This is a genomic window from Pseudomonas sp. K8, from assembly GCF_014889455.1.
GTDB classification, from domain to species: Bacteria; Pseudomonadota; Gammaproteobacteria; order Pseudomonadales; family Pseudomonadaceae; genus Aquipseudomonas; species Aquipseudomonas veronii.
Window position 1 is genome coordinate 167,644 of record NZ_VJWO01000003.1, and the last position, 21,976, is coordinate 189,619.

Genomic DNA, 21,976 nt, shown 5'->3' on the forward strand with positions numbered 1-21,976 from the left:
GGTCAGTGATCCTGGGTAGTGGTTTCGACTGTCTTTAGAAAATCGAGCAGGGTAGCGTTAAAGACATCGGGTTGATCCAAGGGTGTGGCATGGCGGGAATCTTCGATGACCACCAGCCGCGCATCGGGCAGCAGTTTTACATAGATTTCTTTGTGCGCCACAGGGGTGTAGTCGTGGTCGGCGCTGATGACCAGGGTTGGACAGGCAATTCTGCAAAGTCGTTCCTGCACGCCCCAGCCCACAATTGCGTCGAAGCTGGCGAGATAAGCATGTTTGTCGTTTTTTGCCCAGCGCTCGGCCATCTTGCGGCGCAGGTCGGCTTGCTGCGGTTTGGGAAACAGCCGGTCGCCCAGGGCCTTGCCGATGGTGGCCAGGCTGAGGACGCGTGCCAGGGTCCAGCGCTTGGCCCATTGCCAGTAATCGTCGGCGCTGCGCACCTTGACCTCGGGCGCGCTGTTGACGATACACAGGCTCTTGACCCGCGCCGGTTCGTCCACCGCCAGTTGAAACGCGATCATGCCGCCCATGGACAAACCCACCACATGCGCGGCGGGCAGGTCCAGGTGTTCGATCAGGGCGATCAGGTCGAGGGTGAAACCTTTGATGCTGTAGCGCTCCCGGGGTTTGTCGGAGCGCCCGTGGCCGCGCACATCCACCACGATCAGGCGGTAATGCCGGGCCAGCACCGGAATCTGCAGTTCCCAATCCTGGCTGCTGGAGCCCAGGCCGTGGATCAGAATCAGCGGGGTGCCGTGGCCATATTCCTCGTAATGCAGGCTGCACCCTTCATGTTCGAACCAGGCCATGCATGAACTCCGTTTCAGGCTTGCTGCGGTGCGGCGAAAGGCGCATCCAGGGGGGCGGTGTCAAATGTGCGCAGCAGCTCCACGAGGATCTGCGTCGCTGGCCCCAAGGGTTTGTCCTTGTTCGAGTACAGGTAGAACGTAGGGTGACGGCTGCCACCCTGCTCCAAGGGTAGCTGCTTGAGCACGCCTTCGGCGAGTTCGCGCTCGATCATGTGCCGGGGCAACCAGGCAAAGCCCAGGCCGCTGCCGACGAAACTGGCGGCCGTGGCGAGGCTGCCGACGGTCCAGCGCTGTTCGGCGCCGAGCCAGCCGACATCGCGCGGCTGCTGGCGCCCGGAGTCGCGGATCACCACTTGCATCTGGCTTTCCAGGTCCTGGAAGCTCAGTTCGCGGTTCATGCGGTGCAGGGCATGCTCGGGGTGAGCGACGGCGATAAACTCCACGTTGCTCATCTCCGTGCCGAGATAGCCGGGGATGTTGAAGCTGCTGATCGCCAGGTCGGCCACGCCTTCGATCAACAGCTCTTCAACCCCCGACAACACCTCTTCGCGCAGGCGCACGCGGCAGCCGCGACTTTGCGGCATAAAGGCGGTCAGGGCGCGCACCAGGCGTGCATTCGGGTAGGCGGCATCGACCACCAGGCGTACTTCGGCTTCCCAGCCCTGTTCCATATGGTGGGCGAGGTCTTCGAGTTGGCTGGCGTTTTTCACCAACTGCCGGGAGCGGCGCAACAGCACTTCGCCAGCGTCGGTGAGCACGGCCTTGCGCCCGTCGATGCGCAGCAGCGGCACCCCGAGCTGGTCTTGCATGCGGGCCACGGTGTAGCTCACCGAGGACTGCGAACGGTGCAGCGCTTCGGCCGCCTGGGCGAAGCCGCCATGGTCGACCACGGCTTGCAGCGTGCGCCATTGATCGAGGGTAACGCGGGGCGCTTTCAAGATGAGCTCCTCTTGTCCTAAGCTGACAGTCCTTATTGGAGACTGCCGAATGAGAAAATTGTGTTGTGTGGTGCTGGCACTGCTGCCGCTCAGTGCGTTTGCCTACCCCATCGATGTGACAAAAAAGATCGACGGCGTGAGCGTGGATTACACCGCGTCCGACGTGGACGGTGACATCAGTTCGATCCAACTGAACAACTACGGCACGCGCGACGCGCTGTGTTCGGTGACTTTCACCAATGGCCCGGAATCACCCCGTCGCCGTACTGTCAGCGTGCCGGCGGGCAAAAGCACCAACACCACCGTCAAGTTCAACCGCGCGATCATCAAGATGCGTATCGCACTGGAATGTGCACCGAAATAAAGCGACAGCGGAGCATGCCTACAGCAATACTCCGCTTATAAACAAATTTCTAGATGGGTTGTAGCAGTTTTTTGCGCTTTTTTATCGAATTGGCTCTGGTTAATCTTTTCTCCATCGACTTACAGCAATTACAGATGGAGCCTACGCAGCCATGTCCAACGTACTGATCATCGAAAGCAGCGCCCGCCAGCAGGATTCGATCTCCCGCCAACTGACCCGGCAGTTCATCAGCCAATGGCAGGCTGCGCACCCGGCGGATCAGATCACCGTGCGCGACGTGGCGCTCAACCCGCTTCCGCACCTGGACGCCAACCTGCTCGGCGGCTGGATGAAACCGGCGGATCAGCGCAGCGCCAGCGAACAGGCATCCCTGGATCGCTCCAACACCTTGACCGACGAATTGCTCGCCGCCGACGTGTTGGTGATGGCGGCGCCGATGTACAACTTCGCCATCCCCAGCACCCTCAAAGCCTGGCTGGATCACGTGTTGCGCGCAGGTGTGAGCTTCAAGTACACCGCCACCGGCCCCCAGGGTTTGTTGATCGGTAAGCGGGCCATCGTGCTCACCGCCCGGGGCGGGATTCACACCGGCGCAAGCTCCGATCACCAGGAACCTTACCTGCGTCAGGTGATGGCATTCATCGGGATTCATGACGTGACGTTCATTCACGCCGAAGGGGTGAACCTGAGCGGCGACTTCCAGGAAAAAGGCATCAACCACGCCAAGGCGTTGCTGGCGCAAGTCGCGTGATCCTTTAATCGTCACATAATCGCGCGGTGTTTATATCTCACCACGCAAACCCTTCAAGTCCGCGTAAAAACCTCCCTTTGCACTTGTTGCTCCTGAGTGCTCCTGCCCGACTGCCGCTATCGCGAGGTCGGGTTTTTTTTGCGCCGAGTTTCGTGAGCCGCCGAAAACCTTTAATGTCCCGCCCATTCGATACGAGGCGCGCATGGGCTACTTACTGGTTGTCACCCTGATACAGGCATTTTCCTTCAGCTTGATCGGCGAATACCTTGCCGGTCACGTCGACAGCTACTTCGCGGTGCTGGTGCGCGTGCTGCTGGCCGGGCTGGTGTTCATTCCGCTGACGCGCTGGCGTTCGGTGCAGCCGACCTTCATGCGCGGCATGCTGGTCATCGGTGCGCTGCAATTTGGCGTGACCTACGTTTGCCTGTACCTGAGCTTTCGCGTGCTCACGGTGCCCGAGGTGCTGCTGTTCACTATCCTCACGCCGCTGCATGTGACCCTGATCGAAGACGCCCTCAACCGACGCTTCAACCCCTGGGCCCTGGTCGCCGCGCTGGTCGCGGTGGCGGGTGCGGCGGTCATCCGCTTCGATCAAGTCACCCCGCACTTCCTTGGGGGCTTCCTGCTGCTGCAACTGGCCAACTTCACCTACGCCGCCGGGCAAGTCATGTACAAGCAGTTGGTGGCGCGCTACCCCAGTGATCTGCCGCACTACCGGCGCTTCGGTTATTTCTACCTCGGTGCGCTGCTGGTGGTGTTGCCGGCATTCCTGGTGTTCGGCAAGGCTGATTTGCTCCCCGAAGCGCCGCTGCAATGGGGCGTGCTGGTGTTCCTCGGGCTGGTCAGCACGGCCCTGGGCATGTACTGGTGGAACAAGGGCGCGTGCCTGGTCAACGGCGGAACCCTGGCAGTGATGAACAACCTGCATGTGCCGGTGGGGCTGTTATTGAACCTGTTGATCTGGAACCAGCACGAGCCGTTGGGCCGTCTGGCCCTGGGCGGTTTGGTGATTCTGGCGGCAGTGTGGATCAGTCGGTTGGGCATAAAGCCCGGGCCTGGCGTACAGTCTGCGAGGTGATAGGCCCAGGGCAGGCGTGAGCGGGAATGAAAGTCTGTTATAGAAGAGAAAAGTGTGGGGGCGGCAGAGTGGACAAGGTTGACGAACAGATCATTGCTGCCTTGAAGGACGACTCCCGGGTCAGCCTGGCGCAGCTGGCGCGACAAGTTCACAAGTCGCGAACCGCCGTGGAATCGCGGGTTCAGAAACTGATCGAGAAGGGCATTATCCTCGGCTTCACCATCAACGTCGCCGCCGATGAAGAAGCCCAGCAATCGGCGTTTTTGATGCTCACGCTCAATGGCAGCAACTGCCACCTGGTGTTTCCGAAGATCTACCAGTTCCGTGAAGTGGTTCAGGCTTATTCGCTGTTCGGCGACGTCGACATGATGCTCGAGGTCAAATACCGCAACTTTGAAGAGCTGATGGTGTTCAAGGACAACCTGCTGAAGATCGAGCATGTGCGCGAGGTGGTGGTCAACCCGGTGCTCAAGGCCTGGCGGTAGCCGCTGCTGTTCCGGCAGCGGCGACGCGGTTCCAGCCTCAGGCGTGATCGTGTACGGTCTCGAGAAAGTGATGACTCAAGGCCGGCATTCGCTGGCGCAGGGTGTCGACGAACTCTTCGATGACGGCCTGGTTGAAGGCCAACGGCGTATCGTCGTGACCCAGCACCACCACCAGCAGGCTCGACGAGTCCTTCGTCAGCCTGAAGTCATGGGCGTCGGCGTCGACCTTGCCGATGCTCGCCAGGGGCACGTCACCGCAGGTATAGACGATATCGCCCGCTGGAATCGTAATCTCCTTCTTGGCGAACAGCGGGCGGAAAGCCCTGGGCGCCTCCGAGCGCATGACGTAGATGTCATCCCGCCGATGGTAGGTGTGTACGCCGATGCTGACCCCATGCCGGATCGCCACGGCGTTATAGGCATCGACGATGTTGTTGATGGGGTATACGCCCTTGGCGATGAAGCGCCGCAACAGTTTCTCGTTGGCGCTGACGGTGTTTTCGTAGCCGAGCTTCTTGAGTTGCTTGGCAAAGCCTTCGTAAATGACGTTGGAGTCCAGCTCGTTGAGGTGGGACGCAACGTGATTCAGGTTGCTTTGCAGGACACTGACGAAGCTCTGGTCGTCCGACACGGTAATGTCTTCGATAACCGCCGCGCACGCGTTGTTGATGCCCAGATCACTGGCTGACTTTCGGATGATCAAACGACTTTTCATGGTCTTAACACCACAGCTGTTTACGTAGATTGGCGCTGCTGATGTCCAGTTGCGGCGCCGAGAGGTGTTGCAGCCAGAACAGCCCCGGGCAGGTGGCAAAATCGATCGTGACCGGCGTGGTGTCGCCCGGGCGGATGAAGTAGCGGTGGCCGCAATAGGCCTCGTCCTCCATTACGCTCTGCAGGGCCTGCGGCGAGGGCGTGGCGAAGGTGCGTTGTTCGTCGGAGCAGAAGAACCCGATCCGACCGTGGCTGATCTGGCTGACTGCATCGGCGCGCGGGCGTGGGCGGCCGAGGTAGCTGTCGATGGCCAGCGAGAGCAAATCCGGGTGATACACCTGTTGAAACAGCAGCGGTGCGATGCCGCCATGCAAGCGGCCGCCGGCTTCAATCATCACCGGGCCGTGGGCAGACCAGATGATCTCCATATGAATCGGGCCGACCTCGATGCTCAGCGCCGCGGCCGCCTGGCGGGCATAGTCGGTCAGCGGTTGCAGGTCTTCGGCGCGGGGGTCGAGGGTGTCCAGGCTTTCGTAGACAAACATGCTGCCGTTTCTCTGGACCTTGGTGTACCTGCACACCGAGGCAATGATGTACACGCCGTCAAAGGCGACCATATCCACCACATATTCCGGGCCCGACACGAACGGCTGCACGATGAAACCGAGGTTGATTTCCCCCAGGTCGTTTTTGCGCTGCCAGGCCGCAGTGTCCAAGGCGCTCTTGACGCCGGCCCGGCCTTGGGCAAACACCACGCCTTCGGTGGCGGCGGAATTGAGCGGCTTGACCACGTAGGTGGTCTTGTCATCCAGCGTGGCAACCACCTCTGCAATGCGCGTCGGCGAGCTCAGCAGTTGCGATTCGATGTTCGCCAGCCCGTGTTTTTTCAGGGCGTGCTGCATGGAAAACTTGTTGCGACGCAGGTCGCTGGTGACGCGGCTGTTGCCGGGAACGCGCAGGACTTCGGTGAGGTAGTCGGTCAGGTAGATCGCGGTTTCGCAACCGGCGATCACGGCGCTCAGTGACAGCGGTTCGAGGATCTCCAGCAAACCCTCTTCCCAGTGGTAGACCGCCTCGAAGTTTTCCCTGATCAGGTCATCGGTGAAATGCGCGGGCAAGCTGTCGGTGGAAATCACGGCAAAGCACCTCACGCCCTGAGCCTTGAGCAAGGGCGCGTAGAGTTTACCTGTGGAGAACGGGTCAACGATCAGTACGGTTTCCAAAGCAGGTACTCCTATTTTGTGGTGGCGGTGGCCGCGACGGCAGGGGTGAGGTTCCATGCCAGTACGGCAGCGGCCAACAGCGCGGCGGAGACGATCATCAGCACGCGCGCACCTTCGAGGCCGAGGAAGCCTGTGGTGGTGAAGAACGTCAGGATCATCGGCGCCGAGCCACTGACCAGCAGGTAGTAGAGCGAGCTTTTGGCGGCGATCACGTCGGCGATCCGTGCGTTGGGCGCCGACTCGATCAGGGTTTTACGCAATTGGATGCGCAGGCTGTTGATGCAGAAACCCAGCAGGAAAGCGGCGGCCATCATCACGTAGAGGTTATGGAAATAGACGATTGCCACGTCGGCCAGGAGCACCAGCAGGATCGCGCTGTAGCTGTTGAGCTTGATCCGTGGCAGCACCGCGGCAATGAACGCACCGAGGCCCGCCAGGCCGCTGGCGACGCCAAACAGGGTGGCGTTCCATTCGTTGAGCTTCTGGAACACGATCGGCACCAGGCTGTTGAAGGCGCCGATATGGAAGCCGATCATGCTCAACACGATGATCAGGATGTACAGGTTGCGCGGCAACTGTAGAGACTGCGCCGTGTGGGTGTCGGCGACTTGCTCGGTGGCGTCGGCGGTGGGCGTGGCCGCGACAAAAAGAATCGCCGCCAACGACAGGATCGCCCCCAGGCTGATGATCTGCAGGGTCTGGTTGACCGTGAACACATCCACAATCACCCCGCCCAGCAGCGCACCGCCAAAGGCCCCGATCTGGATGGAGGTTTGCATCAAGCGCGCCGAGGTGTCGCTGTTGGTCAGCCCGGCCAGCACCAGCTTGGTGTTTTTCGATTCCAGGGTACTGATGGTGAAGTAGTCGGTGACCCCCACCACGAAGGCAATCGCCAGGAAACCGATCGGCAACAGCGCCGCGTCGGTAAACGACAGCCCCAGCACGGCGGCGAACGCGGTCAGGCGAATGTACAACAGCCGTTTCATGCTCAGTTCAATGGTGAAGAACCGGCCGATGTACTGCTCGCACAGATACGGCACCACGGTCGCCACGCATAAGGTGGCGCCCACCAGGAAGGTCGAGCCGGTGGTCTCCAGGCCGAACCAGACCATGGCAATCACAATCGCCATGTCCAGGCCGGTGAAGAGGGTCACGATCGAGTAAAACGCAGCAAGGGTCGATTTATTATTCATGGGCACCATCAGTCGTAACGAGAGAGTTTAAGGAGAGGCACGCACCGCTCGGTGTCACCAATAACGGTGCTGATCTGGTTTCTGACGCGAACGGTGGGCAGCGACTTCTTTTCCAGGTTGCAGACCTTGTAGGCGTTGTCGTGCCAGGGGCAGATCACGCTTTGCCCGTCACCCGTCACTTCCCCCATGTGCAGTGGGCCGCCGCGATGGGGGCAGGCGGTCGGCAGCAGTTGAGTCGAATGTGCATGGCGCTTGAGAAAGTAGGTTTTCCCTTCCACCGCCACATAGTGGGTGTGGCTGAGGTTCAGGCTGATGGCTTTCATGGGGCGGCGTCCTCAAATGGCCGTGACGGTGTAAGTGCAGGACGGGCTGACGATGCGGGTGCCATGCAGCATGCCCTTGGGAATCACCACGCCTTCCCCGGCCTTGAGGCGCACGCTCAGTTCTGGGCTGGCGACGAAATCCAGCTCGCCGGACTCGACCCAGAACAGCTCGTCGTTGGGGTGGGTGTGCAGCACCGAAAGCTCGTGTTCAGGCTCGGTGATCGTCAGGTCCACCGGCTTGCGGCCTTGGAGGGCGCTGGCTTGGGCACGGTGTTCGTCCAGCTCGTCATGCCACTTGATATGGGCATACAGCTCTTCGTCGGCGATGTCCTGCAGTAAGCGGAACTCCTCGAAACCGCGGATAAGGTCGGGGATGATCGCGTTGCCGAACTGCTTGATCATCGGCAGGATCAGGCGTTGCAGGGCCATTCTTCCGTGATGCACATCGATGTGTGAGTGCTCGTCGAAGTATTCGGTGGAGACCGTGCCGTTGAAGATGGTCTTGATGGCGCGCGACTGATGCTGGGTGGTCAGGGCCAGCGTGGCTTCGGTGTAGTACATGGCGCCGATATAGCGGAACAGCTCGCCATGGTTGGCCGACACGTAGTGGAAGTAGTTGGTGAGCGACAGCGAGGCCGGGGTATAGAACTGCCAGTAGTGATGCACGTGAGGGGACATGTCCATGTCTTTGAGCATGTCTTCAAAAATGGTGCTGTGCTTTTTCTTGTCGATGCCGTAGCCGTATTCGTCGATCAGGATCTTGAACAGCTCGCTGGTGTACACGCCGCTGTTGCCCAGCACATTGCGCGCCATGGCCGAGGCTTCACTGAGGAAGTCGCCGGCGCATTGCGTCATGAAGAACCGCGCGGCACGTTCGGGATGGCGGCTGGTGGTCAGGACCTCATGGAGTGTTGAGTCGGAGCGGGCCACATCGTCCAAGACCTTGTCGGTGTGGGCGACAAAGGCGTCCAGGCACCAGGGGCCGTTGATGTGCACCTCTTCCTTGAGCCAGTTGTAGAGGTAGTGCTCCAATAACGGACGAATCTTTTTACCCGACGCGGCATGCAATGGGTCATAAAAGTCCTTGAATACCTTGAGGTCCAGCGCCATGGGCGGCTTGGGTAAAAAGACCAAGTCTTGCTCATAGATATTCAATAATAAACGTTGCGCCAAAAGATGCTGGCTGTGTGAGAGTTGCTCGCTTGTCAGGCAACTGCTGATAATCGAATCGGTCACGTCCTGCGGCCTTGAAGGCCGCTGGTAGGGGCTGTCGGTATAAAAGTCGCGAGGTTGAGAAAAGGCAGTTGCACCGCAGTAATGAGTCAATGCTTCCGCATCCGAACTTAATACAAAGTGTGCCGCATCATCTGAAAGCTTAGTTGTCCATAACATAAGTAACGCCTTCTCACAGAGTTGTTCGATGGCCAGATGCTATAGCTTTGGTTTTTCTAAAAACAGATTAAAAACCGGGTGCCTGAATAGTGAAATTCACTAAACGTATAGGTAGAGTTTTCTTAGTTGCGGCGTCGGTTTGATTTTGCCGCGTGCGGCAACTAGACATGTTCCTCGGTTATTTACCGAGTTGGCCTGGCCTGTAACGCAAGGCCTGACTGGGCGCGGGGGCGTGTGGTGATTCGACCGGCGAGGGGCACGCGAGCCCCGCGCCGTCTGCCTTGTCAGCGCTCCAGCGCTTGGGCGGTCGTGGTGTTCTGCGTCATTGCGAACAGCCCGCTGCGCAGGTCCGTGCCGCTCGGCTGTTGATACAGGCTCAAGCCGAATTCCGGCAGCACCGCCAGCAGGTAGTCGAAGATATCCCCTTGAATCCGCTCGTAATCCGACCATGCCGTGGTGCGGGTGAAGCAGTAGATTTCCAGCGGCACGCCCTGGGCGGTGGTTTGCATCTGACGCACCATGCAGGTCATGTTCGGCTGGATGTCCGGGTGGCTTTTCAGGTAAGCCAGGGCATACGCGCGGAAGGTGCCGAGGTTGGTCATGCGCCGGCGGTTGGCCGACAACTGCGCGCTTTGGCCCTGGGCTTCGTTCCAGGCCTTGAGTTCGGCCTGCTTGCGGCTGATGTAGTCGGTGAGCAGGTGGACCTGGGTCATGCGGACTTCTTCATCGTCGCGCAGGAAGCGCACGGCACTGGCATCGATAAACAGGCTGCGCTTGATCCGACGCCCGCCTGACGCCTGCATGCCGCGCCAGTTCTTGAACGACTCGGACATCAGGCGCCAGGTCGGAATCGAGACGATGGTCTTGTCGAAATTCTGCACCTTGACCGTGTGCAAGGTGATGTCCACCACGTCACCGTCCGCGCCGACCTGGGGCATTTCGATCCAGTCGCCGACCCGCAGCATGTCGTTGCTGGTCAACTGCACGCTGGCGACGAACGACAACAAGGTGTCCTTGTAGACCAACAAGATAACCGCCGACATCGCACCCAGGCCGGACAGCAGCAACAGCGGCGAGCGGTCGATCAGGGTGGCGACGATGATGATCGCGCCAAACACGAACAGAATCATCTTCGCCAACTGCACATAGCCCTTGATCGAGCGGGTACGTGCATGTTCGGTGCGCGCATAGATGTCCAGCAGGGCGTTGAGCAGCGCACTGATGGCCAGCACCACGAACAGGATGGTGAACGCCAACGCCACGTTGCCGATGAACAGCGTTGCGGTCTTGCTCAGGTCCGGCACCAGGTGCAGGCCGAACTGGATCACCAGCGACGGCGTCATCTGCGCCAGGCGGTGGAAGACTTTGTTGTGGCGCAAGTCGTTGAGCCAGTGCAGGGCCGGTTGCCGGCCGAGCAATTTGACCGCATGCAGGATGAGGTAACGCGCCACCCGTCCGAGCAACAGCGCCACCACCAACAACACCAGCAAGCCCAGGCTGGAATGCAGCAGCGGGTGTTCATCGAGGGCGTTCCAAAGGTCTTTGACGTTGAGCCAGAGCTGTTTGATATCCATGGGTGAAACCGATTCTTCTGTAAGACAAGACCGGTCGATTAGAGCATTTAAGAGCAGCTACATTGGCGTTACAGACAAACGCCTTAACAAAAAAGCAGCTGATTAGCCCTGTTCGCGTAAAGAAACTCGGTTTGGACGCTCGAAACCGTTACCCTATGCAGCTGATATTTTGTATTTCTTCGAGGTAGCACCCGTGTTTTCCCAATTCGCCCTGCACGAACGCCTGCTCAAAGCCGTGGCCGAGCTTAAATTTGTCGAGCCTACGCCTGTGCAGGCAGCGGCCATCCCGCTCGCGCTCGAAGGGCGTGACCTGCGGGTGACGGCTCAAACCGGGAGTGGCAAGACGGCCGCTTTCGTCCTGCCTATTCTTAACCGCCTGATCGGCCCGGCCAAAGTCCGCGTCAGCATCAAGACCCTGATCCTGCTGCCGACCCGCGAGCTGGCCCAGCAGACCCTGAAAGAAGTCGAACGTTTCTCGCAGTTCACCTTCATCAAGTCCGGCCTGATCACCGGCGGCGAAGACTTCAAGGTCCAGGCCGCCATGCTGCGCAAGGTCCCGGACATCCTCATCGGCACCCCGGGCCGCATGATCGAGCAACTCAACGCCGGCAACCTCGACCTCAAGGAAGTCGAAGTGCTGGTGCTCGACGAAGCCGACCGCATGCTCGACATGGGCTTTGCCGATGACGTGCAGCGCCTGGTGGCCGAGTGCGTGAATCGTCAGCAGACCATGCTGTTCTCCGCCACCACCGGCGGTTCGACCCTGCGCGACATGGTTGCCAAGGTCCTGAACAACCCCGAGCACCTGCAGGTCAACAACGTCAGCGACCTGAACGCGACCACGCGCCAGCAGATCATCACCGCTGACCATAACGTCCACAAAGAGCAGATCCTCAACTGGCTGTTGGCCAACGAGACCTATCAGAAGGCCATCGTGTTCACCAACACCCGCGCTGCGGCTGATCGCATCTACGGCCGCCTGGTGGCGCAGGACTACAAGGCGTTCGTCCTGCACGGCGAGAAAGACCAGAAGGACCGCAAGCTGGCAATCGACCGCCTCAAGCAAGGCGGGGTGAAGATCCTGGTCGCCACCGACGTCGCCGCGCGCGGCCTGGACGTCGACGGCCTGGACATGGTCATCAACTTCGACATGCCTCGCAGCGGCGACGAATACGTTCACCGTATCGGTCGCACCGGGCGTGCTGGCAACGATGGCCTGGCGATCTCACTGATCTGCCACGGCGACTGGAACCTGATGTCGAGCATCGAGCGCTATCTCAAGCAGTCGTTCGAGCGCCGCACCATCAAGGAAGTCAAAGGCACCTACACCGGGCCGAAGAAGGTCAAGGCTTCGGGCAAGGCCGTAGGCGTGAAGAAGAAGAAAGTCGACGGCAAGGGTGACAAGAAGAAGGCCGGCGCCAAGTCGCCGACCAAGCGCAAGATCGCCAACCGGCCGAAGACCGACAACCTGTCGTTGGTCAGCAAGGACGGCATGGCGCCGCTCAAGCGCCGCAAGCCAGAAGCACCGGCTGCCGAATAAGGCTGGGCCGCGATAAAAAAACCGGACGCTGTCCGGTTTTTTTTGCCTGCGATTTTTTGCTTTGGCCGCAGCTTCTTTCCGCCCAGTTGAGGCGGCGAACGTCTGGAAAGTACACAGAAGTGACGCCTGTCCATTCGGCTGAACGGCCGCTGACGAGACGTGTCCCAACTCTGAACGGGCTGCTTTTCCTTTTGGCCCGCAGGAGGAATCAGGATGACGACTTACAACTGGGATCTGATCGAACGGCTGTTGCATGAAGTGCAGAATGGCGAGGGCAGCTTTGCCCCGCGTAAGTACGCCGAGCAGGAGGCCGCCGAGAAGGTCATGGCGGGCGAGTCCACCGGCAATCTGGATGTGTTGAAAACAACCGCTGCGGATTACGAGGCGCTGTTGCTCAAGCGCGGGTTTATCGAGTCGCGGCCCGAGGACGAGGGTGGTAGTGGTGAAAACTTTATCCTGACGCCACGAGGGGCCCAATTGCTGGCGTTGATCGACAGCTCGATACCGGGCCACGCTCACCCGCGTCAGGTGCTCGATGAGCAGGCGGATGCGCTGGAACCGGCGACGTTCGACGACGTGGCGTCCAAGGCGGCGATTGCCTGAAGGGCCTGCGCGGGCGCGATGTTGCTCCCACGTTCTAGTCTGCGGCGGCGTTGAGGCATTTGAGCGCCTTGAAATCGCTGCGCACGCCCGCGATTTTGTGCGTCAGTTTCTGGCGTTGTTGTACGCTGCTTTGCGCCATTAGATCCACGATCAGGCTGCGCGCCGCTGTTTCCGTCTGGGCATCGGCCTGCCGATATTCCGGGGTCCATGCGCGTTCGCGGTCCACCAACAATTGTTGCATTTTCTGCGCAAAGTCAGGGGCGTGGCGTTGTTGCACAGCGTCGATGAACTGCGCCTGCCAGCGGGCGCGGTTGTCGATCCACTGTTGGTTCTGGTCACCCAGCTCCGCAGACCAGGCCACCACCCGTTGCTGCTGGCTGGCGCTGAGCGGCCCGATCCACGCATGGAGGCGCTTGCTCATGCGCTCGGCACGCGCCTGGATCTGTCGCGGCAGGGGCGGTTTCAGGTATTCGTCCTGGCGCTTGCGCAGGTCTTTGGCCAGGGCGTCGTTCATGTCCTTGACCTGCTGGTCGTCCAGCCCGCGCAGCAAGTGGACCGCCGACGGCGCGATCGCGCGCGCGATCTCGCTCACCGCCTGTTTGGCTTCGTCGGTACGGCTCTGCAAGGCGTTGTCGCTGACCTGATGGTTGTCGACCATCTGTTGCAGGCGGTCGAGCCAGTCCAGATAACCCGGTAACTGCGTGGTGCAATGCCAGGTCAGGTGTTGCTGGAGGGTGTCGTTGAACCAGCGTTTCTGCCCGGCGTTCATGTCCAGGTAGTCACTGAGGGTCCACGGGATGATCACGTCGAGATTGCGGTAGGCCAAACCCACGCGGTTGCAGCCGCCAAGCACCAGGCTCAGGATCACGAATGGCAGCAGAAATTTGAGCCGGCTCAGCATGGGCGGGTCCTTGCGCAGAGGGGGTTAATGCATGTGAACCCGCGCTGGGTGCGACAGTTCAGCCCATCAATAAAACGTCCGCGCTGCCTTCAAGGTCAACAGCCCATCGCATTGCGAATTGTGTCCGGAGTAGGCCGAGCAGTCGCCGCCGTTGAGGCTGGAGTCGCTGTAGATCAGGTCAAGGTCAACGCCCATCCACGCCCGTGAGAATTGCACCGACCAGTCGCTGAAACTGCGGATCGAACCGCCGTCCACCGAGACCGGGCTGCCCAGTTGATGCGTGGTGTACTTCATGCTGACGCCGATGCCGAACGGCTGTGTGCCGCCAAGGTCGGCGAACAGGGTGCTGTCCTGGCGGTCGGGGTCGTTGCTGAAGGACGCGCCGAAGCGATTGCCCAGCAGGTTCAGGCCGCCATAGAACTCCTGGCTGTCAAGGGGGCTGAGCGAGGGATAGCTGTAGTGGATCAACCCCACTTCGTAGCCGAGCGTCTGGTCGAAGGGGTGTTTGAACCCCATGTACGAGTCGATTTCAAGGTTGCTCGCCGAAGACAGGCCCATGTTCGGTGAGAACTGGCCGATGTACAGGCCGCTGTCGTGGCTCAGGTCGAGGCCGCCGTGGAAGGCGTCGCTGCCCGGCGATGTCGGCTTGACCAGGCCCTGGGCCATGCTGCGGCTGGGCGTGGTGCCCAGTTTCAGATCGAAGTCGCCCAATTCGCGCTGGAAAATCTGCGCTTCGGCCAAAGGGCTGGCGGCGAGGGCGGCGAGCAGGAAAATACAGGGTTTGAGCATGCTTCACTCCATGAAAAGCGAGGAGCAGTAATGGAAGGAATCGTGCAGATGCCCGTGCTAGACGTGTGCAAGCATACCGGCGAATGCCGGGCGGTGAGGCCCGTTGGTCGATTTTGTGTTGCAGGGAGAAGCAATGGGGTGTTTCGGGCTCTAGTCCTAGCGCCTTGCTGGCAAGACGCTTAGGGACCAGGTGTGTTGCGCGGTCAGCTTACTTCTTGCCCAGGCTGATCTGCTTGGACGGGCCGAAAGTCTGGCCGCTCACGCCCTTGGCAATCTGCTGGATTTCGCCACCGGACTTGAGGAACGCAGCGATCTGGCTGTTGATCGACTCGCTGGTTTCGACGGCGGGAGCTGGCTTTGCTTTGCTGTTGGATGCTTTTACGCGCATGGCGGCCACTAACCTGTAGAAAATTAACTTGGCCAGGCATCGTACAGGAAATGCTTGACAATTGCTTGGTAAATATCCCCTTGTATTTAGTGCGCTGGCTGAAACCAGCGAAGTTCGTCGTCGAAATAAGCCTCTAACTTACTGTTTTAACTCGAAACCACGCGGTCTGTCGGGCGCCGCTGGCGCGGCGGAATTCAGCCGATTGATCAGACGAGTGGGGCGGTGCCAGTAGAATGCCATGCGAACCCGCGAATTTTCAGGCGTGCGCGCGTGCCGGACGCAACTCGGGTAGAATGCCGCCCACGCAATGAGGGTATTGGAAATGGCTTTAGTCGGGCGCTACAACAGCTTGCAAGTGGTTAAACACACTAACTTTGGTTTGTACCTGGATGGTGCGCAAGACGGTGAAATCCTCTTGCCTAATCGGTATATCCCCAAAGATATTCCTAGTGAAGATGAAGACTGGCTTAACGTATTCATTTACCTGGACAGCGATGACAAACTTATCGCCACCACTGAAAAACCAAAAGTTCAAGTCGGCGAATTTGCCAGTTTGAAAGTTGTGGAAGTCAACAGCATCGGTGTCTTCCTCGATTGGGGTTTGCCCAAGGATCTGTTGCTGCCGTATTCGGAAGAAAAGCGTCAATTGACCGCTGGCGAATATTGCGTGGTGCATGTCTATCTCGACAAGCACACCAAGCGCATCACCGCCACCGCGCGCCTTGACCGCTACCTGGACAAGACGCCCGCCAACTACCAGGTTGGCCAGGAAGTCGACCTGCTGGTGGCCGAGGCCACGGACATGGGCTTCAAGGCGATCATCAACAACAAGCACTGGGGCCTGATCCACAAGAACGAAGTGTTCAAGTTCCTGCGTCCGGGCAAGGAAGAGAAGGGCTTTATCAAGGAAATCCGCGCCGACGGCAATATCAGCCTGAGCCTGCAACCGGTCGGCCAGGAAGCGGCTTCCAGCCTCAACTCGAAGATCCTCGCCAAGTTGCGCGAAAACAACGGCAGCCTGCCGGTCAGCGATAAAAGCGACCCGGCGGTGATCAGCAACTTGTTCGGCGTCAGCAAAGGCAACTTCAAGAAGGCCATTGGTGCGCTCTACAAGCAGGGCCAGATTGTGATTCATGCCGATCGCATTGAACTGAGCTGAGTGCGGTTTGCTCTTCTGTAGGAGCGAATCGCTCCTACAGAGGCTGTGCCGATGCCCCGTAAATCCTTGTTCTGTCGGCCTACGGCGCAGATGACCTGAGCAACTTGGCCACATTCCTCAGCGCCGCTTGCTGCGCAGTCAGGTACCTGTGTGCACAACGGGTGTGCAAGTGATTGTGTACAGGATTAAGGCGTGCACCGTTGCTGAGCGGTATACACCGGTCTAACTCTCGATACATCCTTTGGCACCCCGGCCCGTGGGGATTGTGTGCCATTGGCACGCATTCTGCTGACTCTTTCGTATACAAACCGTGCCGCCTTCCGTATGCATCCCGTTACGGCAGCGCAGGCGGGTATTTCGAGGAGCCAAGCGATGACCGAACAATTGCCCAAAGGCTACAGCCCGCGCCTGTACAACCAGGACCTGGGCCCACTGCCGCAGAAGTGGACCTGGTACAACATCTTTGCCTTCTGGATGAGCGACGTACACAGCGTCGGCGGCTATGTCTTCGCCGCCAGCCTGTTCGCCCTCGGGCTGGCCAGTTGGCAGGTGCTGATTGCGTTGCTCGCGGGCATTTGCATCGTGCAATTGATCGCTAACCTGGTGGCCAGGCCGAGCCAGCAAGCGGCCGTACCGTACCCGGTGATCTGCCGACTGGCGTTTGGTGTGTTCGGTGCGAATATTCCGGCGGTGATACGTGGCTTGATCGCGGTGGCGTGGTACGGGATTCAGACGTATCTGGCGTCGAGTGCGCTGATCATCGTGGTGCTGCGCTTTTTCCCACAGATGGCCGTGTATGCAGAGCCGCACTTCGCGGGCCTGTCCTACCTGGGCTGGTTTGGTTTCCTCAGCTTGTGGGTGGTGCAGGCGGCCGTATTCTGGGCGGGCATGGAGTCTATCCGGCGCTTTATCGACTGGGCCGGGCCGGTGGTCTACGCGGTGATGTTCGCCCTGGCCGGCTGGATCGTGTGGAAGGCGGGCTGGGCGAATATCAGCTTTACCCTGGCGGAAAAGTCCTTGTCGGGCTGGCAGGCTTTCGGCCAGGTGATTGTGGCGACGGCGTTGGTGGTGTCGTACTTTTCCGGGCCGACGCTGAACTTCGGCGATTTCAGCCGCTACTGCCGCAGCATGCAGGATGTGCGTCGCGGTAATTTCTGGGGGCTGCCGGTGAATTTCCTGGCGTTCTCCCTGGTGACCGTGGTGATCGTCTCGGGCACCTTGCCGGTATTCGGTGAAATGCTCCACGATCCGATCGCCACCGTGTCGCGTATCGACAACAGCATGGCCGTGTTGCTGGGCGCCTTTGCCTTTGTCACGGCCACGATCGGCATCAATATCGTCGCCAACTTCGTGTCCCCGGCGTTCGACTTCGCCAACGTTGCGCCGAGCAAAATCAGCTGGCGCGCCGGCGGCATGATTGCAGCGGTGGCTTCAGTCTTTATCACCCCGTGGAACCTGTTCAACAACCCGCTGATGATCCACTACACCCTGGACATCCTCGCCGCGTTTATCGGGCCGTTGTTCGGGATTTTGCTGGTGGACTTCTACCTGATCAAAAAACAGCAGATCGACGTGGATGCGCTGTTCGATGACAGCCCGAGCGGGCGTTATTACTTCGACGGCGGCGTGAACTGGACGGCGGTCAAGGCTCTGTTGCCGGCGACGCTGGTGGGTGTCGCGATCACGTTCACCCCGGCCTTGCAGGGCATGGCCAACTTCGCCTGGTTCACCGGCTGTTTCCTGGGTGGGCTGTTTTTCCTGGTGCTCGCTCGGCGCGAACAGGCTCGCGTGCCAACGCCGCTGATGGCTGGCTGACTGCCGCAGCCGGGCGCAGCAACAGCGCGCCGGCCAATAACAACCCGCAACCGGCGATCACCAGCGCCGGTTGCAGGCCGCCGCTCAGGTGGCTGCTCACCGACGCGAGCAATGGGCCGCTCAGTTGTCCGATGGCAAAGCTCGCGGTCAGCACCCCAGTGCTGCGCTGGTAGCCGTGGGGCGCCACCTCGCGCAAGCGTGCCATCACCAACTGCATACACGCCAGAAACGGTGCGCCGCAGAGCAACACGCCCAGCGCCAGGCCCCAGCCGTTGCCGAGCAAGCAGGTAAATACGCCCGCCGCTTGCAACCATAAGGTTGTCATCAGCCAGCGGCGGGTTGTGTTCGCGGCCTTGCGGCGCAGGCTCGCCACGACCACCCCGAGCGCAGCCGCCAGGCCAAAGCATGGCCAGAACAGGTCTGCCTGCCAGGCGCCCTTGAACTGCGCGCTGGCCATCTGGGACAGAAAGGTCGCCGGGATGATGTAGCCGAGGCCGTAGAGGAAATAAACCCAACCCAGGTGCGCGATGCTCGCATTGCTGCTCGCGTCGCTGACGGGCGTGTCAGTGACGCTCGGTTGAGGCAGGAAAGGCAGGATCGCCAGCAGCATCAGCAGCGCCACCCCGCCGTAGACCAGCCACAGTGTTGCGGAGCTTTGTCCCAGCAGGTTCGAACCCAGCGCGAGCAGGCCGGTCAACAGAATCCCCAGCCCCGGCCCGGCAAACACCAGGGCGCCCAAGCGCGGCCGCCCGGCGGCAATCGCCAGCGGTTGGCTGAGGCTGGTGATCATCACCAGCGCCCAGGCGCTGGCCACGCCGGTGCCGAAGCGCAACAGCAGGTGCGGCCAGAACCCGTGGGCCCAATACGACGCCAGGGTCAGCAGCACGCACAACCACAACCCGCCGTACAAGCGACCGCGTACATGGTGATGGCTGCGCGCGAAAATCGAATCCACCGCGCCGACGAAGTAGCCCAGGTAGTTGGCGGCGGCGATCAGCCCGGCACCGGTCAGATCAATCTGCCCCTCGCTGAGCAGATGTGGCATTTGCGGGGTGAGGGCGAAGCGGCCAATGCCCATGGCCATCATCAGGGCGATAAAGCTGGCGAGGAGGCGAGTCAACGGCGACATGTGCAAGGTTTCCTGCGGGAAAGCGAATGACGTGCAGGCTAAGGTGGATTGACTTTCTGTAAAAATGAATAATAGTGAGCAACTTGTTCAGTTTTGGAGAAAGGTATGGAGTTCAGTCAATTGCGCATTTTCCAGGCCGTGGCGGAAGAGGGCTCCATCACCCGCGCTGCCGAGCGCTTGCACCGCGTGCCATCGAACCTGTCGACCCGGCTCAAGCAGATGGAGGAGCAACTGGGCGTCGAGTTGTTCGTTCGTGAACGCCAACGCCTGCAGCTTTCCCCTGCGGGCAAAGTGTTGCTGGACTACAGCACCCGTCTGCTGGCGCTGCACGACGAAGCCCACGGTGCCGTGCAAGGCGGGCAACCGGCCGGTGACTTTGTGCTGGGCAGCATGTACAGCACCGCCGCGATTCACTTACCGAAACTGTTGGCGCGCTATCACAAGGCGTATCCGATGGTGAATCTGCAGGTGCAATCGGCGCCCAGCGGCGAGCTGCTCGAAGGCTTGATCACCGGGCGTCTCGACGCGGCGCTGGTCGACGGCCCGCTGACTATCGCGTCCCTGGACGGTGTGCCCTTGTGCGACGAAAAGCTGATGCTGATTTGCGAAGCCGACCACCCGCCAGTACTCGGCCCTCAGGATGTTGCCGGCCGCGCAGTGTTCACCTTCCGACGCAGTTGTTCCTATCGCCGACGTTTGGAGACGTGGTTTTCCCACGAGCACGTGGCGATGGGCCGTGCCATTGAGATCGAGTCTTATCAAGGCATGCTCGCCTGCGTGATCGCCGGTTCCGGCGTGGCCTTGATGTCCGAATCCATGCTCGACAGCCTGCCAGGCAAGGACAGCGTGTCCGTTCATCCCCTATCTGAGCCTTTTGCCACTGCGACCACCTGGCTGATGTGGCGAAAGGGTATGCTCGGCGCTAATCTCAACGCATGGATCGAACTGCAGCGCGAAGGCCAGGCAGGGTTCCTGCAAGATAGCCGGGCGATCGCCTGACCGATCTGTCGTATTTGCATGAATTTGGTAATAGTTCGTTGTGGTTTCGTTCATGCAATGTGTAGGAGTTAGGGCTATTATTTGTAGGAAGAGGCGAAAGAATTTCCGCCGACCCGCACTACCCTCAAAGGGGGCAATCATGAAAGAGAAAATCCAAACCTGGCTCCACGACCTTGGCGTTGCGCTGGGCCTGATCGAGCCCCCGCTGCAGCCGGTGCCCATTCGCACGGATGATGAGCAGCGTCGTCCACGTCGGCGTTGAACCGCAGTCGTCGGAACACCGCAGAATCTATGTAGGAACGGGCTTGTGTGGGAGCAAGCAAACCCGCCCTCGCGATGCGTGGTACGCCACGCAAAAAAAACGAGTGCGACATCCGACGTCGCACCCGCTGAAGAAAACCTGATTTCCCGCGTGCTTGTTCAGGCGGCTCGCGCCGGTTCCGTTTCAGGTCGGCGCGACAACAGGCTCACCCCGACAAAACTCACCAACGCCACCGCCAGGCTGTAGTAGATCGGCGTGTTCGCGTCCAAGCCGTCCTTGAACATGAACACCAACGCCGTCACGAAGCCTAGGGTCATGGACGTAATCGCCCCCGAAGTCGTCGCGCGCTTCCAGAAAATCGCCCCGATCAGCGGGATCAGCATGCCCCCCACCAACAGGTTGTAAGCCAGGGTCAGGGCACTGATCACATCGTTCACCACCAGCGCGATGCCCAGCACCGCGATACCGGTCAGCAGGGTGAACAGGCGGTTGATGTTCAGGCTCGACTGCTTGCCGCCGCGCAAACGTGGCAGCAGGTCCTCGGTCAACACGGTGGACGCCGCCAGCAAGCCGGCGCTGGCCGTCGACATCATCGCCGCCAACGCCGCCGCAATCACCAACCCACGAATGCCATCGGGCAGCGACACTTTGACGATCGCGGCGAACGCGTTGTTGACGTTATCCAGATCGGGAATCAGCACATGGGCCGCCATGCCGATCAACGCACAGGCCAGGCCGTAGAGAATGCAGTAGAAACCGGCGAAAGTGCCTGCGTACTGGGCGACCTTTTCGTCACGGGCGGTGAACACCCGTTGCCAGATGTCCTGGCCGATCAGGATGCCGAAAAAGTAGATCATGAAGTAGGTGATGATCGTGTCCCAGCCGATCGCGGTGAAGCTGAAGTTCGACGCCGGCAGCTTGGCCACCAGTTCGTCCCAGCCGCCGACGCGGTACAGGCAGATCGGCAGCAGGATAAACATCAGGCCGACGGTCTTGATCACGAACTGCACGATGTCGGTCAGGGTCAGCGACCACATGCCGCCGATGGTCGAGTACATCACCACCACGCCACCGCCGAGCAGCACCGAAATCCAGAAGGGCAGGCCGAACAGCACCTGCAGCACGGTGCCGATGGCCAGGATCGAGGTCACACCGATCATCAGCGCGTAGGCCAGCATGATCACTGCGCTCGCCTGGCGGGCCATGGGGTTGTAGCGTTTTTCCAGGACCTGGGTGACGGTGAAGATTTTCAGCTTGAGCAACGGCTTGGCCAGGAACAGGTTCAGCGCGATGATCCCCATGCCCAGCGCGGCGCACAGCCAGAAGCCGGAGATGCCGTGGACATACCCCAGGCGCACGGTGCCGACGGTGGACGCGCCGCCCAATACCGTGGCGGCCATGGTGCCCATGTACAGCGACGGGCCGAGATTGCGCCCGGCGACCAGGTAGTCTTCGTGGGTCTTGGCGCGGCGCATGCCGTAATAGCCGAGCACGAGCATGCCGGCGGCGTAGATGAGGACGACGAATAAATCCAAAGCCATGACGGCGGG

General features: G+C 60.3%; 23 protein-coding genes. 10 read left to right on the plus strand and 13 right to left on the minus strand.

Translation table 11 applies throughout. The annotated features are described in order from the left end of the window. Positions 1-2 precede the first annotated feature (2 nt). Positions 3-806, minus strand: a complete 804-nt coding sequence (locus tag INT12_RS03530) for an alpha/beta fold hydrolase (RefSeq protein ID WP_046382465.1) — start codon at positions 804-806, stop codon at positions 3-5. A 14-nt stretch (positions 807-820) separates the two neighbouring features. Continuing rightward, positions 821-1,744 carry a LysR family transcriptional regulator gene (locus INT12_RS03535; RefSeq protein ID WP_193039557.1) on the minus strand — a complete coding sequence of 308 codons (924 nt, stop codon included), beginning with the start codon at positions 1,742-1,744 and terminating at the stop codon, positions 821-823. A gap of 49 nt (positions 1,745-1,793) precedes the next feature. Here INT12_RS03535 and INT12_RS03540 point away from each other — a divergent pair, with 49 nt between their 5' ends. From INT12_RS03540 to INT12_RS03555, 4 genes are all read left to right on the plus strand, one after another. Beyond that, entirely contained in the window at positions 1,794-2,108 is a 315-nt protein-coding gene (locus tag INT12_RS03540; RefSeq protein ID WP_026139816.1) for a hypothetical protein, read from the plus strand. 151 nt (positions 2,109-2,259) lie between these two features. Beyond that, positions 2,260-2,859: an FMN-dependent NADH-azoreductase gene (locus INT12_RS03545; RefSeq protein ID WP_046489439.1), complete on the plus strand. Its 600-nt coding sequence runs from the start codon at positions 2,260-2,262 to the stop codon at positions 2,857-2,859. 202 nt (positions 2,860-3,061) lie between these two features. Next, positions 3,062-3,937, plus strand: a complete 876-nt coding sequence (locus tag INT12_RS03550) for a carboxylate/amino acid/amine transporter (RefSeq protein ID WP_193039556.1) — start codon at positions 3,062-3,064, stop codon at positions 3,935-3,937. A 68-nt stretch (positions 3,938-4,005) separates the two neighbouring features. Next, positions 4,006-4,422 carry an Lrp/AsnC family transcriptional regulator gene (locus tag INT12_RS03555; RefSeq protein WP_017845284.1) on the plus strand — a complete coding sequence of 139 codons (417 nt, stop codon included), beginning with the start codon at positions 4,006-4,008 and terminating at the stop codon, positions 4,420-4,422. A gap of 37 nt (positions 4,423-4,459) precedes the next feature. Here INT12_RS03555 and INT12_RS03560 read toward each other — a convergent pair whose 3' ends face one another. From INT12_RS03560 to INT12_RS03585, 6 genes are all read right to left on the minus strand, one after another. Beyond that, on the minus strand, positions 4,460-5,137 hold the full coding sequence (locus tag INT12_RS03560) for a phenylalanine--tRNA ligase beta subunit-related protein (protein WP_017845285.1): 678 nt from the start codon (positions 5,135-5,137) through the stop codon (positions 4,460-4,462). Between the two features lie 4 nt (positions 5,138-5,141). After that, positions 5,142-6,359, minus strand: a complete 1,218-nt coding sequence (locus tag INT12_RS03565; RefSeq protein WP_079444485.1) for an ATP-grasp domain-containing protein — start codon at positions 6,357-6,359, stop codon at positions 5,142-5,144. An 11-nt stretch (positions 6,360-6,370) separates the two neighbouring features. After that, positions 6,371-7,552 carry a hypothetical protein gene (locus tag INT12_RS03570; RefSeq protein ID WP_193058762.1) on the minus strand — a complete coding sequence of 394 codons (1,182 nt, stop codon included), beginning with the start codon at positions 7,550-7,552 and terminating at the stop codon, positions 6,371-6,373. Between the two features lie 8 nt (positions 7,553-7,560). Then, positions 7,561-7,875 (minus strand): Rieske 2Fe-2S domain-containing protein, encoded by a 315-nt coding sequence (locus INT12_RS03575; protein ID WP_017845288.1) that lies wholly within the window; start codon positions 7,873-7,875, stop codon positions 7,561-7,563. A 12-nt stretch (positions 7,876-7,887) separates the two neighbouring features. Beyond that, positions 7,888-9,111, minus strand: a complete 1,224-nt coding sequence (locus INT12_RS03580; protein ID WP_238560658.1) for an iron-containing redox enzyme family protein — start codon at positions 9,109-9,111, stop codon at positions 7,888-7,890. Positions 9,112-9,551: 440 nt separating this feature from the next. Continuing rightward, positions 9,552-10,841, minus strand: coding sequence for a mechanosensitive ion channel family protein (locus INT12_RS03585; RefSeq protein ID WP_046382470.1), 1,290 nt, complete (start codon positions 10,839-10,841; stop codon positions 9,552-9,554). Positions 10,842-11,034: 193 nt separating this feature from the next. On the opposite strand from INT12_RS03585, the gene INT12_RS03590 reads away from it, so the two are divergent. Together INT12_RS03590 and INT12_RS03595 are read left to right on the plus strand one after the other, a co-directional pair. Next, positions 11,035-12,381, plus strand: a complete 1,347-nt coding sequence (locus INT12_RS03590) for a DEAD/DEAH box helicase (protein ID WP_017845291.1) — start codon at positions 11,035-11,037, stop codon at positions 12,379-12,381. A 213-nt stretch (positions 12,382-12,594) separates the two neighbouring features. After that, positions 12,595-12,984, plus strand: coding sequence for a transcriptional regulator (locus INT12_RS03595; RefSeq protein ID WP_126585485.1), 390 nt, complete (start codon positions 12,595-12,597; stop codon positions 12,982-12,984). Positions 12,985-13,018: 34 nt separating this feature from the next. Here the strand turns inward: INT12_RS03595 and INT12_RS03600 are convergent, their stop codons facing one another. The 3 genes from INT12_RS03600 to INT12_RS03610 form a co-directional block, all read right to left on the minus strand. Continuing rightward, positions 13,019-13,885, minus strand: coding sequence for a DUF6279 family lipoprotein (locus INT12_RS03600; protein ID WP_193039555.1), 867 nt, complete (start codon positions 13,883-13,885; stop codon positions 13,019-13,021). A gap of 66 nt (positions 13,886-13,951) precedes the next feature. Next, on the minus strand, positions 13,952-14,674 hold the full coding sequence (locus tag INT12_RS03605; RefSeq protein WP_017845294.1) for a TorF family putative porin: 723 nt from the start codon (positions 14,672-14,674) through the stop codon (positions 13,952-13,954). A 208-nt stretch (positions 14,675-14,882) separates the two neighbouring features. Continuing rightward, positions 14,883-15,062, minus strand: a complete 180-nt coding sequence (locus INT12_RS03610; RefSeq protein ID WP_003193095.1) for a hypothetical protein — start codon at positions 15,060-15,062, stop codon at positions 14,883-14,885. A gap of 322 nt (positions 15,063-15,384) precedes the next feature. Between INT12_RS03610 and INT12_RS03615 the strand changes: the two genes are divergently transcribed. Further along, on the plus strand, positions 15,385-16,221 hold the full coding sequence (locus INT12_RS03615) for a S1 RNA-binding domain-containing protein (protein WP_028617391.1): 837 nt from the start codon (positions 15,385-15,387) through the stop codon (positions 16,219-16,221). A gap of 372 nt (positions 16,222-16,593) precedes the next feature. Further along, on the plus strand, positions 16,594-18,036 hold the full coding sequence (locus INT12_RS03620) for an NCS1 family nucleobase:cation symporter-1 (RefSeq protein WP_017845296.1): 1,443 nt from the start codon (positions 16,594-16,596) through the stop codon (positions 18,034-18,036). On the opposite strand, the gene INT12_RS03625 is transcribed toward INT12_RS03620, so the two are convergent. After that, the gene (locus INT12_RS03625; protein ID WP_193039554.1) at positions 17,948-19,165 is read right to left on the minus strand and encodes a YbfB/YjiJ family MFS transporter; all 1,218 of its coding nucleotides are present in this window, start codon (positions 19,163-19,165) and stop codon (positions 17,948-17,950) included. The two genes, INT12_RS03620 and INT12_RS03625, sit on opposite strands and share 89 nt — an antisense overlap. A 105-nt stretch (positions 19,166-19,270) precedes the next feature. Between INT12_RS03625 and ptrR the strand changes: the two genes are divergently transcribed. Both ptrR and INT12_RS31610 read left to right on the plus strand, forming a co-directional pair. Beyond that, a complete protein-coding gene (ptrR, locus tag INT12_RS03630) occupies positions 19,271-20,164 on the plus strand; it encodes a putrescine utilization regulator PtrR (RefSeq protein WP_046382475.1) in 894 nt (297 codons plus the stop codon). A gap of 139 nt (positions 20,165-20,303) precedes the next feature. Next, positions 20,304-20,426 carry a PA1414 family protein gene (locus INT12_RS31610; protein WP_017737772.1) on the plus strand — a complete coding sequence of 41 codons (123 nt, stop codon included), beginning with the start codon at positions 20,304-20,306 and terminating at the stop codon, positions 20,424-20,426. Positions 20,427-20,584: 158 nt separating this feature from the next. Here the strand turns inward: INT12_RS31610 and INT12_RS03635 are convergent, their stop codons facing one another. Then, positions 20,585-21,967, minus strand: coding sequence for a sodium:solute symporter (locus tag INT12_RS03635; RefSeq protein WP_017845299.1), 1,383 nt, complete (start codon positions 21,965-21,967; stop codon positions 20,585-20,587). Positions 21,968-21,976: the final 9 nt, after the last annotated feature.